At 74.1% G+C, this 15,153-nt stretch carries 14 protein-coding genes; 6 read left to right on the top strand and 8 right to left on the bottom strand.

The window, feature by feature from the left end; genetic code table 11:
• Window positions 1–81 precede the first annotated feature (81 nt).
• Window positions 82–870: a CPBP family intramembrane glutamic endopeptidase gene (locus ACIRST_RS28635; RefSeq protein ID WP_350524810.1), complete on the top strand. Its 789-nt coding sequence runs from the start codon at window positions 82–84 to the stop codon at window positions 868–870.
• Here the strand turns inward: ACIRST_RS28635 and ACIRST_RS28630 are convergent.
• The 6 genes from ACIRST_RS28630 to ACIRST_RS28605 form a co-directional block, all read right to left on the bottom strand.
• A complete protein-coding gene (locus tag ACIRST_RS28630; RefSeq protein ID WP_396546173.1) occupies window positions 848–1,378 on the bottom strand; it encodes an HAD domain-containing protein in 531 nt (176 codons plus the stop codon). The two genes, ACIRST_RS28635 and ACIRST_RS28630, sit on opposite strands and share 23 nt — an antisense overlap.
• A gap of 98 nt (window positions 1,379–1,476) precedes the next feature.
• Window positions 1,477–2,745: an MFS transporter gene (locus tag ACIRST_RS28625; RefSeq protein WP_402805411.1), complete on the bottom strand. Its 1,269-nt coding sequence runs from the start codon at window positions 2,743–2,745 to the stop codon at window positions 1,477–1,479.
• A gap of 140 nt (window positions 2,746–2,885) precedes the next feature.
• Complete coding sequence (locus tag ACIRST_RS28620; RefSeq protein ID WP_402805409.1) at window positions 2,886–3,587, bottom strand: dienelactone hydrolase family protein; 702 nt, start codon at window positions 3,585–3,587, stop codon at window positions 2,886–2,888.
• 57 nt (window positions 3,588–3,644) lie between these two features.
• Window positions 3,645–5,057, bottom strand: a complete 1,413-nt coding sequence (locus ACIRST_RS28615) for a sugar porter family MFS transporter (protein WP_350524805.1) — start codon at window positions 5,055–5,057, stop codon at window positions 3,645–3,647.
• A gap of 118 nt (window positions 5,058–5,175) precedes the next feature.
• Window positions 5,176–5,895, bottom strand: a complete 720-nt coding sequence (locus ACIRST_RS28610; RefSeq protein ID WP_402805406.1) for an FMN-binding negative transcriptional regulator — start codon at window positions 5,893–5,895, stop codon at window positions 5,176–5,178.
• Window positions 5,896–5,908: 13 nt separating this feature from the next.
• The gene (locus tag ACIRST_RS28605) at window positions 5,909–6,580 is read right to left on the bottom strand and encodes a pyridoxamine 5'-phosphate oxidase family protein (RefSeq protein WP_350524803.1); all 672 of its coding nucleotides are present in this window, start codon (window positions 6,578–6,580) and stop codon (window positions 5,909–5,911) included.
• A gap of 34 nt (window positions 6,581–6,614) precedes the next feature.
• Here ACIRST_RS28605 and ACIRST_RS28600 point away from each other — a divergent pair, with 34 nt between their 5' ends.
• Together ACIRST_RS28600 and ACIRST_RS28595 are read left to right on the top strand one after the other, a co-directional pair.
• Entirely contained in the window at window positions 6,615–7,952 is a 1,338-nt protein-coding gene (locus ACIRST_RS28600; RefSeq protein ID WP_402805403.1) for an aminotransferase class I/II-fold pyridoxal phosphate-dependent enzyme, read from the top strand.
• Between the two features lie 293 nt (window positions 7,953–8,245).
• Window positions 8,246–9,448, top strand: coding sequence for a GDSL-type esterase/lipase family protein (locus ACIRST_RS28595; RefSeq protein ID WP_402805400.1), 1,203 nt, complete (start codon window positions 8,246–8,248; stop codon window positions 9,446–9,448).
• A 122-nt stretch (window positions 9,449–9,570) separates the two neighbouring features.
• On the opposite strand, the gene ACIRST_RS28590 is transcribed toward ACIRST_RS28595, so the two are convergent.
• Window positions 9,571–10,929 (bottom strand): NAD(P)/FAD-dependent oxidoreductase, encoded by a 1,359-nt coding sequence (locus ACIRST_RS28590; protein WP_350524800.1) that lies wholly within the window; start codon window positions 10,927–10,929, stop codon window positions 9,571–9,573.
• Window positions 10,930–11,096: 167 nt separating this feature from the next.
• On the opposite strand from ACIRST_RS28590, the gene ACIRST_RS28585 reads away from it, so the two are divergent.
• The 3 genes from ACIRST_RS28585 (at window position 11,097) to ACIRST_RS28575 (ending at window position 12,899) form a co-directional block, all read left to right on the top strand.
• A complete protein-coding gene (locus tag ACIRST_RS28585) occupies window positions 11,097–11,852 on the top strand; it encodes a HipA family kinase (RefSeq protein ID WP_402805398.1) in 756 nt (251 codons plus the stop codon).
• Window positions 11,849–12,265 (top strand): DUF3037 domain-containing protein, encoded by a 417-nt coding sequence (locus ACIRST_RS28580; RefSeq protein WP_350524798.1) that lies wholly within the window; start codon window positions 11,849–11,851, stop codon window positions 12,263–12,265. The genes ACIRST_RS28585 and ACIRST_RS28580 overlap by 4 nt, the downstream gene beginning before the upstream one ends.
• A gap of 178 nt (window positions 12,266–12,443) precedes the next feature.
• A complete protein-coding gene (locus ACIRST_RS28575) occupies window positions 12,444–12,899 on the top strand; it encodes a MarR family transcriptional regulator (RefSeq protein WP_350524797.1) in 456 nt (151 codons plus the stop codon).
• A gap of 96 nt (window positions 12,900–12,995) precedes the next feature.
• On the opposite strand, the gene ACIRST_RS28570 is transcribed toward ACIRST_RS28575, so the two are convergent.
• Window positions 12,996–15,137 carry a HelD family protein gene (locus tag ACIRST_RS28570; RefSeq protein WP_402805396.1) on the bottom strand — a complete coding sequence of 714 codons (2,142 nt, stop codon included), beginning with the start codon at window positions 15,135–15,137 and terminating at the stop codon, window positions 12,996–12,998.
• Window positions 15,138–15,153: the final 16 nt, after the last annotated feature.

The raw sequence follows: 15,153 nt of genomic DNA, 5'->3' as shown, positions 1-15,153 counted from the left end.
GCCGACCGGGCCGCTGTGTCAGGATGATCGCTCCGGCGGTCGGCCGACGGCCGGAGCGACCGCCCGTCCGCTGGAGCGCCCGTGACCACCCGCCCGACCGCGTCGGAGACCGAGCAGCCCACCCGCCGCCTGTTCGGGGCGGAGCTGCTGATCGTCCTCGGCCTCTCGCTCGGGGCCAGCGGGATCAGCGCGCTGATCAGTTTCGCCGGCTCGCTCACCGAACCGATCAAGCTCGGCCAGCAGGTCGCCACGCTGAACGGGTCGCGGGCGCCCGGCCGGCCCTGGCTGGACCTGGTGTGGCAGCTGTACTACATCGGGCGCGGCCTGATGCCGGTGGTGCTGGTCGGGTACCTGCTGGTGCGCGAGGGTGTCACGCTGCGGGTGCTGGGCTTCGACCTCGGGCAGAAGCTGCGCGACCTCGGCCGGGGCGCGGCCGTCGCCGCGGCGATCGGCGGTTCGGGGCTGGCGTTGTACCTGGCCTCGCAGGCGGCCGGGTACAACCTGACGGTGGCGCCCTCGGGGCTGCCGGACGTCTGGTGGCGGGTGCCGGTGCTGGTGCTGTCGGCCTGGCAGAACGCCATCCTGGAGGAGGTCGTCGTCCTCGGCTACCTGCTGCGCCGACTGGGGCAGCTGGGCTGGTCCTGGCCGGCGGCGGTGGTGGCGAGTTCGGTGCTGCGCGGCTCGTACCACCTGTACCAGGGGGTCGGCGGGCTGGTCGGCAACATGGTGATGGGGGCGGTGTTCTGCCTGCTGTACCGGCGCTGGGGGCGGGTGATGCCGCTGGTGGTGGCGCACGCGCTGATCGACACCGTGGCCTTCGTCGGGTACGCGCTGCTCGCCGGGCACGTCAGCTGGCTGCCGACCCCCTGAGCGCCCTGCTCGCCCGGCCGCGCGGCGGGCGGGCGAGCAGCCGGTCGACGTGCCGGCGTTCCAGTCCCTGGCCGGGGTCGATCGGCAGCAGCAGGCGCCCGCGGCGCCAGCGGGACCGGCGGACCAGCCGGGACGGGATGACGTCGTCCACCCAGGCGAACGGGCGGCTCCCGGCGTAGCGCAGCAGCGGGGCCCACTTGGCGGCGGAGAACAGCTCCATCAGCGGGACGCGCGGGTCGCCGGGCTGCGGGACGTAGCCGCTGAAGCGGACCACCGGGAGCGGGTCGAGCCCGATCACCGGGGCGATGTGGGTGTTGGCGTGGTCCTCCCAGGTGGTGGCCCAGACCAGCTCGTACGTGCCGGCGAGTTCGCGCAGCCACTCGCCGTGCCGGGTGGACAGCAGCACGGCGTGGCCGAACAGGGCGTGGGTGTCGAACCCGGCGTCCGGATGCGGGCAGACCGGGTTCAGGACACCGTCGACGTCCAGGAACAGCAGTGGCTTCGGCACCGGTGGCCCCCAGGGCGGTCGTGTCTCCTACCCGCTCGGACGACCCGTCCGTCCCACCGGTTGCGACCGGGTGGGCGCACGCACGGCGCACGGGGCGCTCAGGACGCGGGTACGGGCTCCGTGGCGGGCACCGGTGCGTCGGTGGTGCCCCGGCGGGTCAGCCGGCGCACCTGCGGCTCCAGCAGGACCGCCGCGCTGAGGACCAGGCAGACGACGGCACAGGTCCAGAGCGCGCCGCTCAGGCCGAGCACCACGGCGGCCGGGCCGGCCAGTGCGGTGCCGACCGGGGCCAGCGAGTAGGAGCCGAGCTCGTCGTACGCGGAGACCCGGGAGAACATCTCCTCCGGGATCTCCTGCCGGAGCGCGACCATCCAGTTGACGCCGAAGACGGTGACGCCGACGCCGGAGAGGAACATGGCGGCGACCAGCAGGGGCAGCGGCGCGGCGGCGGCGAGGGCCAGCGCGGGTACGCCGAACAGGAACACCCCCCAGTTGCCGACCAGCAGGATCCGCCGCGGCCGCCAGCGTGCCATCAGCAGGCCGGTGGCGACCAGGCCGACGCCGTAGGCGGACATCGCCAGGCCCCAGGCACCCGCGCCGCCGAGCCGCTCCTTGGCGATGGCGGGCCCGTAGACCGACTCGACCGCGCCGATGCAGGCGACCAGGACGGAGAACTGCAGGACGACCACCCAGAGCCAGCGGCGGGAGACGAACTCCCGCCAGCCCTCCCGCAGGTCGCGCAGCATGCTGCTGCCCGCGGGGGCGGGGGCCTGCTCCGGCTCCAGGAAGAAGCGCAGCACGGCGGCGATCAGGAAGCAGAGGGCGTCCAGGGCGAGCACCCAGCCCGGGCCGAGGGCGGCGGTGAGGGCTCCGCCGAGGGCGGCGCCGCCGATCTGGGCGGCGCTCTGGCCCATCCGGAAGACCGAGAAGGCGCGGGCCGCGTGCTCCTGGGGGACGGCCTGCATGATCATGCCGCCGGAGGCGGGGGAGTAGAGCGCGTAGCCGGCGCCGCCGGCCGCGGAGAGCAGCAGGAGCTGCCAGAGTTGCGCGTCTCCCACCAGGACCAGCGCGGCCAGCACGGCCTGGGAGGCACCGCTGAAGACGTTGGCGGCGACCATGATCCGGTGCCGCGGCATGCGGTCGGCGAGGGCGCCGCCGAGCACCAGGAGCAGCACGGTCGGCAGCAGGCGGGCGGCCGTGACGTAGCCGACCTCGGTGGTCGTGCCGCCGTTGCCGAGGACGGCGAAGGCGGTGGCGATGGGGGCGCCGGCATTGCCCAGGCCGCTGATCACGGTGGCGGCGGTCTGGATGCGGAAGTCGCGGCTCGCCCAGGCGAAGCGGCGGGGGCGTGGCGGTCGGGTCGGCACCTGGCGACTATCGCCGGACTTCGGACAGGTGTCCATCGGGTTTTTGCACCTGCCGGGACGGCCCGGTCGGCCGGGGCGGGAGTCGGGGGATCGGCCGGGGCGCGGGCCGGGGGATCGTCGGGGGCGAGGGTGGGGCGGGATCAGCCGAGGTGACCCTGGAGGAAGGTGACCGTGCGGCCCCAGGCGATCCGGGACTGGAGGGGGTCGTAGGTGCCGAGCGGGTTCTCGTCGTTCATGAAGGCGTGCCCGGCCGGGTAGAAGTGGATCTCGGGGCGGATGTCGGTGGCCTCGCCGATCCGGATCGCGGCCTCGTCCACGGCGGCCATCGGGATCGAGCGGTCCCACTCGCCGAAGTGGCCGAGGACGTGGGCGGTCAGGCCGCGGTAGTCGAAGTCCGGGTCGGGCGGGAGGCCGTAGAAGGGCACCGCGGCGGCCACCCGGTCACCGGCCCGGGCTGCCAGCAGCAGGGCGAAGCCGCCGCCCATGCAGAACCCGACCACCCCGACGGCGTCGCCGACCACGCCGTCCAGCGAGAGCAGGTGGTCGACCGCCCCGGAGAGGTCCTCGACGGCCCGCTCGACCGGGAGTTCGCGCTTGAGCCGGGCCGCCTCGGCGCTGTCGTGGGTGGTCGCGCCGCCGAAGAGGTCGGGGGCGAGGACGGTGAACCCCTCGGCGGCGAAGCGGTCGGCCATGCTGGCGACGTGCGAGGTGAGCCCCCACCACTCCTGCACCACCACCAGGCCCGGCCCGGCGCCCAGCGGAGGGCGGGCCAGGTACCCGTGCGCCGTGCGGCCGTTGCTCGGGAAGGTGACGTTCTGCCGGGAGCCGCCCTGGTCGGACATGGCTTCCTCTCGCTGGGTCGGGCCGCGTGCGGCGGGGATTCGGTGGGGCGGGACGGGTCAGCCCATCTCCTCCAGGGCGCGGCCCTTGGTCTCCTTGATGCAGAAGGCCACGAACGGGATGGAGAGCAGTGCGAAGAACGCGTAGATGACGTACGTCGCCGAGAGGTTCCAGTCGGCGAGGTCCGGGAAGCTGACGGTGATCGCCCAGTTGGCGATCCACTGGGCCGAGGCGGCGACGGACAGGGCGAGCGCGCGGATCCGGTTCGGGAACATCTCGCCGAGCAGGACCCAGACCACGACGCCCCAGGAGAAGGCGAAGCAGAACACGAAGACGTGCGCCGCGACCAGGGCGACGACGGCGTGGGTGTTGTCCAGCGTGGCGCTGTCGCCGGTGCCGTGCCGGTAGGAGAACGCCCAGGCGGCGGTGCCGAGCGAGGCGGCCATGCCGACCGAGCCGGCCAGCGCGAGCGGTTTGCGGCCGATCCGGTCCACCAGCACCATCGCGACCACCGTGCCGATCACGTTGACGATCGAGGTGGAGAGGCTGATCAGGAGCGAGTTGGCCTCGTTGATGCCGACCGACTGCCAGAGCAGGGAGGAGTAGTAGAAGATCACGTTGATGCCGACGAACTGCTGGAACACCGAGGCGCCGATGCCGACCCAGACGATCGGCAGCAGGCCGAAGCGGCCACCGAGCAGGTCCTTGAGCCGCGGCTTGTGGGCGGACTCCAGCACGGCGCGGATCTCGGTCACCCGGAAGTCGAGGTCGACGCCCTCGCCCTCGACCTCGACCAGCACCTTGCGGGCCTGCTCCTCGCGGTGGTCGGCGATCAGGAAGCGCGGCGACTCCGGGATGGCCAGCGCCATCAGCCCGTAGACCAGGGCCGGGATGGTCTCGACGCCGAGCATCCACTGCCAGGCCTGGATGCCGCCGAGGTGGTTGGTGGACTCGCCGCCGGCGGCCTGGTTGAGCGCCCAGTTGGCGAGCTGCGAGACGGTGATGCCGAGCACGATCGCCATCTGCTGGAAGGAGGCGAGCCGGCCTCGGTAGGCGGTGGGCGCGACCTCGGCGATGTAGGTGGGCGCGATCACGGAGGCGATGCCGATCGCGACGCCGCCGATCACGCGCCACATGGCGAGCACCTCGATGTTCGGCGGGAACATCGAGCCGATGCCGCTGGCCGCGAACAGCACGGCGGCCAGCAGCATCGTGCGCACCCGGCCCATGTGGTCGGCGAGCCGGCCGGCGATCACCGCACCGGCCGCCGAGCCCAGCAGCGCGATCGCCACCACGAAGGCGGTGGTGCCGTGGCCCACCGCGAAGTGCTTCTGGATGCCCGTCACCGCACCGTTGATCACTGCGCTGTCGTAGCCGAACAGGAAGCCGCCCATGGCGGCGGCCGCCGAGATGAACACCACGTGGCCGAGATGGGCCTCGCCGGCCGCCCGTTGGCCGTTGGCTGTGGACACGCGCGCTCCCCGGGGTGGACGGGCCTGCTCTGACGCGGAGTGGGCAGGGCTCGTGTCACATTGCAGCAGCGCCGGGGCCGCGCCGCCCGTGTTGCGGGGCCGAACGGGTGACGCGCAGTCAGCCGTCGGCGCGCGGTGCGATGGTGCCCGGCGGGGTGGCGCGCGCCGCGGCGGTGCGCGGGCCGACGCTGCGCGGCGCGGTGGTGCGCCGCTGGTGACGGCGGAGCAGCTGGACGCGGGCGGCGGCGTACTGGTCGCGGCCGCGCCCGCCGCCGTCCGCCCGCTCGGCGAGCCGGTCGGCCATCGCGTGCTGCGTCTCGGCGGGCTTCTTGTCGTCGTACTTGAACTTGGCCCGCACCTCGTTCACGGTCAGCCGGAGCCCGCGCAGCCCGGGCAGTTGCCGGGCCAGCTCGCCGTCGCCGGGCACCACCCGGACCTCCGGCGTCTCGGGCTGGAAGTGCGCCAGCTGGCGATTGAGGATCTCCGCCTTGCCGGCGGCGGACTCCACGACCTCGGCGGTGCAGTGGAAGTGCACCGAGGCGTAGTAGCTGGTCGGTGTGCCGGGGGCGCCGCGCCAGTGGCCCGGGGCGAAGGCGTAGCCGTCGGTGACCGCGAGGGTGACCTGCGGGTCGGAGCGGACGGCGGCGAGCAGCGGGTTGGGCGCGGCGAGGTGGAGCAGGATCTCGCCGCGGTCGGCGTCCAGCAGGAAGTGCGTCGGGACGAGGACCGGGCCCTCGCCCGGGCCGCCGTTGGCGGCGAGCAGGCCGAAGTCGCGGCCCTCGGCCAGCCAGGCGCGCCACTCGTCCTCGTCGCCGCGGTCCCAGGACCTGATCAGCATCGGGTGTTCCTCGTCAGCGGGGGTAGCCGCGCAGGTGCGCGGGGAGCGGGATGGTGCGGTCGTCGTGCGGAACGGGCGTGCCGTGCACGGTGGTGACCGGTATCAGGCCGGACCAGTACGGGAGGTCGACGTCCGCCGGGTCGTCGCCGGCGTCGTCGTCGCGGGTCTTGGCCGAGACCTCGTCCAGCTCCAGCCGCAGGACGGCGGTCGCGGCGAGCTCCTTCGCGTTGGCCGGGCGGACCTCGGCGGAACGGCCGGGGATCGCGTGGTCGACCAGGGCGGCCAGCGCGACGTCCAGCTCCTCGGGGTCGGTGACCTGGTGGGCGGTGCCGTGGGCGACGACCGAGCGGAAGTTCACCGAGTGGTTGAACGCGGACTTGGTCAGCACCAGCGCGTCCACCTGGGTGACGGTGACGCAGACCGGCATGCCCTGCTCGCCGGAGGCGCCGCGCATCGGACGGCTGCCGGTCGAGCCGTGGACGTAGAGCCGGCTGCCGACCCGGGCGTAGATCGTCGGCAGGACCACGGGCGCGCCGTCGGCGACGAAGCCGAGGTGGCAGATGTAGGCGCTGTCGAGGATGGCGTGGATCGCCTCCTGCTCCCAGGTGGCCCGGTCCTTGTAGCGGGTGGGGGTGGTCCTGGGGGTGCGGGAGTAGGTCGGCGAGCCTTCCGTGCTGTCTGACATGACAACCTCTATGTACTAGTGCATAATTTGGTTTGTGCTAGGAGACTATCCGCTGAAAGGGCGACGCGCCAGCGAAATCGCGGCGCACATCGAGCAGGGCGTGAGCAGCGGGCTGCTCGCCCCCGGAACCGCGCTGCCCCCGCTGCGCGACCTCGCCGCCGAACTGGGCGTCAACCCCAACACCGTCGCCGCCGCCTACCGGCTGCTGCGCGACCGCGGCGTGATCGAGACGGCCGGCCGCAAGGGCAGCCGGATCCTCCCCAGGCCCGCCCTCACCCCGCGGGACCAGATCCGCATCCCCGTCCCGCCGCACGCGCGGGACCTGTCCACCGGCAACCCCGACCCGGCGCTGCTGCCCGACCTCGGCCCCGCCCTCGCGGCCGCCGCCGAGGCCGCGCGCGCCGAACCGGTCCTGTACGGACACCCGGCCGCCGACCCGCAGCTGCTCGCGCTCGCCCGCGCCTCCTTCGAGGCCGACGGCCTGCCCGGCGGCCCGATCGCCGTCGCCTCCGGCTCGCTCGACACCATCGAGCGCATCCTCGGCGCCCGGCTGCGCCCCGGCGACGCAGTGGCCGTCGAGGACCCGGGCTGGGGGAGCCTGTTCGACCTGCTGCCCGCGATGGGCCTGAAGCACCTGCCCGTCCGGCTGGACGACGAAGGGCCGCTGCCCGACGCGCTCGCGGCGGCGCTGGCCGAGGGCGCCCGGGCGGTGGTGGTCACCAGCCGGGCGCAGAACCCGACCGGCGCGGCGCTCACCGCCCGCCGGGCCGAGGAGCTGAGGGCCGTCCTGGCCGAGCACCCCGGAGTGCTGCTGATCGAGGACGACCACGGGCACGGCATGGTCGACCAGCCGTACCACCCGCTGGCCGGCGCCGGCTCGCGGCACTGGGCGGTGGTCCGCTCGGCGGCCAAGGCGTACGGTCCGGACCTGCGGGTGTCGGTGGCGGTCGGCGACGCGGAGACGGTCGGACGGGTCGTCGGGCGGCTGCGGCTGGGCGCCGGCTGGGTCAGCCACCTGCTGCAGCGCACCGTGGCCGAACTGTGGCGCACCGACGCCGCGCCGGTCGCGCACGTGGCCGCCACCTACCGGGCCCGGCGGGACGCGCTGCTGGACGAGCTGGCGGCGCGCGGGATCGAGGCGCACGGGCAGAGCGGGCTGAACGTCTGGGTGCCGGTGCCGGACGAGACCTCGGCGCTGGCGGCGCTGGTGCAGCGCGGATGGGTCGCGGCGCCCGGCGCGCGGTACCGGATCCAGTCGCCGCCCGGGCTGCGCTTCACGACGGCCCGGCTGGAAGCGGCGCAGGCCAGGGGTCTGGCGGAGGACCTGGCGGCGGTGCTGGGGACGGGCGGGGGCGGCTCGCGGCTGGTGTGACCGTCGGCGTGGTGCGGAGGGCGGTCGGAGGGGTCGTCGGGGGGTCGTCGGAGGGGCGGTTCGTGGGACGGGCGGGGTGGGTGTGGCGGGTGTGAATCGCGGGCGGCATCCGGGCGTCGTTGCTGGTCTGGTCTGAACCCGCCGGTAACAAAAGCGGAAACCTGCTGCAGATACCTAGCGGTAACGGGAGAGGGCATGTCATCTTCATCGCGCCACCGGCCGGCGGCCCACCCTCACTTACGCGTCTTCCCGTTCCCCATGCCACGGGGAGACCGAGCCGCAGGAGTTCCGCAGTGCCCGATATCCGTTCGAGCATCACCCGCAGCACGCCTCGACTCGGCCGACGGCTGCTCACCGCAGCCCTCGCCCTCCCGCTCGCCGTCGCAGGCCTGGCCGTCGCCGCACCGGCCTACGCCGCCCCGTCCGCCCTGACCGCCGTACCGTCCGGGCCCACCGCCAGCGTCACGCTCGGCGACAGCTACATCTCCGGCGAGGCCGGTCGCTGGAAGGGCAACTCCGCCGGCACCAGCGGCAGCCGCAACGGCTCCGACCGTGCCTGGACCGGCAGTTCGTACGACCCCTCGCGGGTCTACGGCGCCACGGCGTCCAGCGGCTGCGACCGTTCCGACGTCGCCGAGGTGCTCAGCGCCTCGACCGGCGCCCAGAACGAGATCAACCTGGCCTGTTCCGGCGCCGTCACCGACAACGTCTTCCGCGCCTCCAACGGCGGCCAGTCGTACAAGGGCGAGGCCCCGCAGGCCGACCAACTCGCCACCGTGGCACGGCAGAACAACGTCAAGCTGATCACCCTGTCGATCGGCGGCAACGACCTGGGCTTCGCGGACGTCATCTCCAGCTGCGTCCAGGACTACCTGATCTGGTACTCGTACTGCCACGACTCCGCGCAGTCCCAGATCGACGACAAGATGCCCACCGCGATGGCCGGCGTCGGCAAGGCGATCGACGAGATCCGTGCCGTGATGGCCGGCGCGGGCTACGCGCAGTCGGACTACCGGCTGGTGCTGCAGTCCTACCCGTCGCCGATCCCGCGCAGCGCCGAGATGCGGTACCCGGAGAGCGGATGGACCCGCTCCAACACCGGTGGCTGCCCGTTCTGGGACGGGGACGCCGACTGGGCCCGCGACTCGATGGTGCCGCAGATCTCCCAGGCGCTGGCGGGCGTCGCCGCGTCCAAGGGCGCGCAGTTCCTGGACCTGTCGGACATGCTGCAGGGCCGCGAGGTCTGCTCGACGGCCACCAAGCAGCCGACCGCGAGCTCCGGCCCGTCCGCGACCACCAGCGAGTGGGCGCGCTTCCTGGACGGCGGGCTCAACTCCACGCAGGGCGCGCTGCAGGAGTCGATGCACCCCAACTACTACGGCCAGCAGGCGGTCGGGCGCTGCCTGACGCTGCTGTGGGGCCGTCCGAGCGGTGACTACTCGTGCCACAACACGGCCGGGCAGGACGCGAGCGGGATGTACCTGACCGCGCGCTGACCGCAGCACGCCGACCGCAGCACGCCGACAACGCGCTGACCGCACGCCGACCGCGTGCCGACCGACCGCACCGCTCCGGTGCCCCCGCGGACCTGACCGCGGGGGCACCGGCGTCGGCTCGCTCAGCCCTTGGCGAGCAAGGACTGGGCGTGGGCGCGCACCTGATCCTTCGTCAGATAGGCGTCGGTGTACTCGAAGTCGCGCAGCCGGGCAGGCTGGCGGGCCAGGAATCCGGTGCGGACGAAGTCGTCCCCGGCGGTCGCGTTGAGCAGCCAGTTGGCACCCACCCGGAACTTGGCCACATTGGTGCGCATCGCCATCAAGTGGTAACCGCGCGCCACCAGTTGGGCCGGTACGCCGCGCAGCTCCACCCCGAGGGGCTTGGAGACCGCGTCCTTGCCGCCGAGGTCCACCACCAGGCCCAAGTCCTTGTGGTAGTAAGGCTCCAGGGGCTGGTTGCGGAGCGAGGCGATCACGTTGTTCGCCACCACGCGGCCCTGGCGGGCGGAGTGCTGGGCGGTCGGCGGGCAGACCGCGCCGTCGCCCTTCGCGAGGTCGGGAACGGCGGCGGCGTCGCCGAGCGCGAACACGCCCTCGAACTGCGGCACCCGCATCTCCGCCGTCACCGCCAGCCGTCCGCGGACGGTCTCGGCGTCCAGGGTGCCGATCAGCGGGCTCGCGGCCACGCCGGCGGTCCAGATCAGCGTCCGGCAGGGGAGCACCCGTCCGTCGGTGAACTTGACCGACTCGGCGCCGACCTCGGCCACCGACACACCCAGTGACACCTCGATGCCGCGCGCCCGCAGCACCTCCAGGGCGGCCTCGCCGAGCGGGTCGCCGAGCTCGGGCATCAGCTTCGGGGCGATGTCGATCAGGTGCCACTTGATCTGCCGGGCGTCCAGCCGCGGGTAGCGGTGCGAGGCCGCGGTGGTGAGACGCTGCAGGCAGGCGGCCGTCTCGGTGCCCGCGTAGCCGCCGCCGACGACCACGAACTGCAGCCGGGACTCGCGCTCCCGCTGGTCCAGCGACGTCGAGGCGAGGTCGAGTTGGGCGATCACGTGGTCGCGGACGTAGGCCGCCTCGGCGAGCGTCTTCATGCCGCGGGCGTAGTCGGTCAGGCCGGGGATGTCGAAGGTGCGGGTGACGCTGCCCGGAGCGAGCACCAGGATGTCGTACCGCTGCGCGATCACCTCGTCGGTGATCTTGCGGACGACGCACACCTTGGAAGCCGGGTCCACGCCGATGGCGCCGCCGGGGACGATGTGGGTGCGGCGCAGCGAACGGCGCAGGGAGACGGCCACGGACTGCGGGGTGAGGACGCCGGCGGCGACATGGGGGAGGAGGGGGAGGTAGAGCTGGTAGCTGAACGGCGTGACCAGCGAGATCTCGGCCTCCGACGGTGACAGCTTGTGTTCGAGACGGCGGGCGCACTCCAGGCCGGCGAAGCCACCGCCCACGATCAGGATCCGAGGTCGTTCCATCGCTCATCCCTTTGCCGTGAAGGTCCCCGTTACTGTCCGCCACACTCGCACGGAGCAGCGGGGGCTGCCACTGGGGTGGGGTGGATGGGGGAGACGGGGTGGGAGGGGCCGTCCGTGCAGCTGGGGGCGGCGGGTGTGCGGGTGGTGGCACCGATAGGGTGGGAGGCGTGCTACCCGAGGTGACGGCGATCCGGTACGTGACGCCACTGCGAGAAGGCGGCTCGATGCCGGGCCTGGTCGAGGCCGATGATCGGCGGCTCTACGCGCTGAAATGGGTCGGTGCGGCGCAGGGGCGCAAGGCGCTGGTCGCGGAGGTGCTGGCCGGGGAGCTGGGGCGGCGGCTGGGGCTGCCGGTGCCGGAGCTGGTGACCGTCGACCTGGACCCGGTGCTCGCACGCAGTGAGCCGGACCACCAGATCCAGGACCAGATGCGGGCCAGCGGCGGGACCAACCTCGGGATGGCCTTCGTCAGCGGTGCGCTCAACTTCGATCCGCTCTGCTTCGAGGTGGATCCGGAACTCGCGGGGCAGGTGCTCTGGTTCGACGCGCTGATCGGCAATGTGGACCGGTCCTGGCGCAACCCCAACCTGCTGGTGGCGACCGGCGGGCTGCGGCTGATCGACCACGGTGCGACCCTGATCTTCCACCACAACTGGCCCGGCGCCGCCGCCTGGGTGCGCCGCCCGTACGACGCGTCCGACCATGCGCTGCTGGGCGCCCGGCCGGACCTGGAGGCGGCGGACAAGGCGCTCGCCCCGCTCGCGGAGGCGGCGATCGAGGCGGCCGTCGCGGAGATCCCCGAGATCTGGCTGACGGACGAGTTCGGCTTCGACTCGCCCGACGAGGTGCGCGCCGCGTACCGTGCCCAGCTGACCGAGCGACTGGCCGGTCCGCGTGACTGGCTCCCGGAGGTGCCCGCATGACCGGGTCGTCGACGTCCGCGCTGCCGGCCATCGTCGAGCTGCACGACTACGAGTACGCCGTGATCCGCGCGGTGCCGCGGGTGGAGCGGGGCGAGTGCGTGAACGTGGGGGTGCTGCTGTACTGCCGGCAGAGTTCGCACCTGGCCGCGCGCACCCACCTGGACCAGGCGCGGCTGCTGGCGCTGGACCCGGTCGCGGACGTGCAGGGCGTGCGGCGGGCGCTGCACGGGATCGAGGCGGTCTGCCTGGGCGGGCCGCAGGCCGGTCCGGCCGCGGGGGACAGCCCGGGGCAGCGGTTCCGCTGGCTGACCGCGCCGCGCAGTGCGATCGTCCAGCCGGGGCCGGTGCACACGGGGCTGACCGCGAACCCGGACGCGGAGCTGCGGCGGCTGTTCGACCAGCTGGTGCTCTGAGCGGCGCTGCTGCGCGCCTGCCCGCCTGCCCGGCGGACGGGGCCGGCCTGCCCGACGGGCCGGACCGGGGGCGGACGGGCAGGACCGGGGGCGGACGGGCGGCGGCGTGAGCAGGCTCGCGGACGGTTGCCCTGGTCAAAGCTTGAGTTGCTGAAGCACCTGGTCGTACCCTGACCCCATGGGTTCGACAGCGACGACGACCGTACCGACCAACGCCGAGCTGATGGAGGTGTTGGCCGCCGTCGGTGCCGCCTACTTCCAGGACTTCGCGGCGGCCGCGGCCCGGCACGGGCTCTCCTCCTCGCAGGCCAAGGCACTGGGCGCGGTGCAGGAGCCGGTGCCGATGCGCGCGCTGGCCGGGCGGCTGGGCTGCGACGCGTCGAACGTCACCGGGATCGTTGACCGGCTGGAGTCGCTGGGCCTGGCCAACCGGGCGGCGGCGGCCGGTGACCGCCGGGTGAAGATCGTGGTGATCACGGACGAGGGCCGGGAGATCCTGGCCCGTATCCGCGGCGAGATGGCCCGCACCCACCAGGCCTTCCAGGAGATGACCGACGAGCAGCGGATCGCCCTGCACTCGATCTGCTCGCAGGTTCTGCCGGTGCTGGCCGGCCGGACGGGCGGCGCGCAGTAGGTCCCGCGCCGCCCGTGCCGCCGGCGCCGCCGTGCCGCCGGCGCCGCCGTGCCGCCGGCGCCGCCGTGCCGCCGGCGCCGGGTGGACCCGCCGTCGTCAGAGCAGTGCCGCGAGTTCCGGCGGCAGGGGCCGGTGGTGGAGCAGGGTGAGCGTGCGGGTGGCCCGGGTGAGGGCGACGTAGCGGTCGCGCGGGCGGAGTGCGGCCGGCTCGACCACGACGACCGCGTCGAACTCCAGCCCCTTGGCGGCCGCGACGGTCAGCGCGCCCAGCTCCGCGGCCAGGTCGTCCGGGGCGATCACGCCCAGGGTGCCCGGCGTTCCGGGGAGCCGGGCGAGCGCGGTGGCGAAGTCGGCGTCCGGGACGGGGACCGCGCGCGGGCGCTCGGTGCCGGGGCGGATGGACTCGGGCGGCTGCCGGTCGGGCGCCACGGTGCGCAGGACGGCTGCGGCGAGCGCCATGATCGGCTCCGGCGTACGGTAGTTGACGGTCAGGCGTTCCTCGCGCCAGCGGCCGGGCAGGTGCGGGTCGAGCATCTCGGCCCAACTGCGGGCCCCCGCCGGGGAGCCGGTCTGGGCGAGGTCGCCGACGATGGTGAGCGAGCCGGCCGGGACGCGGCGCAGGACGGCGCGCCAGGCCATCGCGGACAGCTCCTGCGCCTCGTCGACGACGACGTGGCCGTACGCCCAGGTGCGGTCGTCGGCCGCGCGTTCGGCGGTCGAGCGCTGGGGGCCGTCGTCCCGGAAGCGTTCGGCCAGGGCGGCGGAGTCCAGCAGGACGTCGTCGGTCTGCCCGGTGATGGTCAACACGCCTTGGGCGAAGGAGAGTTCGTCGGCATCGTTGTCCGTCTGCCGGTCGGTGGTCGCGGACGGCCGCTCCTCGCCGAGGAGTTCGGCGGCCTCGTCCAGCAGCGGGACGTCCTCGGCGGTCCAGGGGCAGCCGGGCGGGCGGAGCAGGGCGGCGGCGTGCTCGGGGGCCGCTTCGGTGAGCAACTCGCCGTCGGTGAGCAGTCGTTCGACCAGCCCTTGGGGGGTGAGCAGGGGCCAGAGCGGGTCGAGGGCGGCGCGGACGTCCGCCCGGGCCCACAGCTCGCGCGGGGCGTAGTGGGCCTCCTCCGCGTCGTACGGGCGGCCGAGGGAGAGCGCCTGGGCGATGGCGAGGGCGTCGAGCAGGGTGCGCAGGTAGAAGGCGCGGGCCCGGTTGTGCGGCACGCGCAGGCCGCGGGCGGCGTCCCGGGCCTGGGCGCAGGCCCGGGCGGAGACGGTCAGTCCCTCACCGAGGTCGAGGCCCTCGGCGGGCGCCGACTGGTGCGCCGCGAGGGCGCGGCGGAGGACCCCGGCCATCCAGGGGCCGCCCTTGGCGACCGCCGTGGCGGGGGCGTCGGTGCCGGCGGCGGTGACACCGGGGTAGAGCTCGCCGACGGTGCGCAGCACCACCTCGGTCTCGCCGAGGGCGGGCAGCACCTCGTCGATGTACCGCAGGAACCCGGGGTTGGGGCCGATCAGCAGGACGCCGCGGCGCTCCAGCGCGGCGCGGTGGGTGAACAGCAGGTAGGCGGCGCGGTGCAGGGCGGCGAGGGTCTTGCCGGTGCCGGGGCCGCCCTGCACGACCAGGGCGCCGCGCAGCGGGGAGCGGATCACCCGGTCCTGCTCGGCCTGGATGGTGGCGACGGCGCTGCCCATCCGGCCGGTGCGTTCCCGGTCGAGGGCGGCGAGCAGGGCGGCCTCGCCGACCAGACCGCGGCGGCCGGAGTCGTCGAGCCCGGCGAGGTCGAGCGCCTCGTCGTCCAGACCGGTGAGGGTACGGCCGCGGGTGTGCAGGTGGCGGCGGCGGACGACGGTGCCGGGGTCGGCGGGGGTCGCGGTGTAGAACGGGCGGGCGGCCGGGGTGCGCCAGTCGAGCAGCAGCGGTTCGTACGCGTCGTCGGTCAGGCCGGTGCGGCCGATGTAGCGGATGGTGCCGTCGCGCTCGTCGAGGCGGCCGAAGCAGAGCCCGCGTTCGACGGCGTCGAGCCGGGCGGCGTGGCGGGTGGCCTCGCGGGCGCGGACCTCGCGCTCCAGCCGGGCCTGGTGGGTGCCGCCGGGGGCGGCTGCGTCGTGGGCCCCGGCGGCGGTGCGGCGGGCGCGTTCGCGGACGGTGTCCAGCCGGTCGTAGAGCCGGGTGAGACGGTGCTGTTCGGTGCGCAGGGCCTCGGCGAGGACACCGCTGGAGTCTCGGGCGGTCGGTGGAAGTCCGTTCATCGATGTGGTATCCTTG

Origin of the sequence: Kitasatospora sp. NPDC101447, assembly GCF_044767225.1 — a bacterium.
GTDB lineage: Bacteria > Actinomycetota > Actinomycetes > Streptomycetales > Streptomycetaceae > Kitasatospora.
This window is presented reverse-complemented; position numbering and strand designations above follow the sequence as displayed.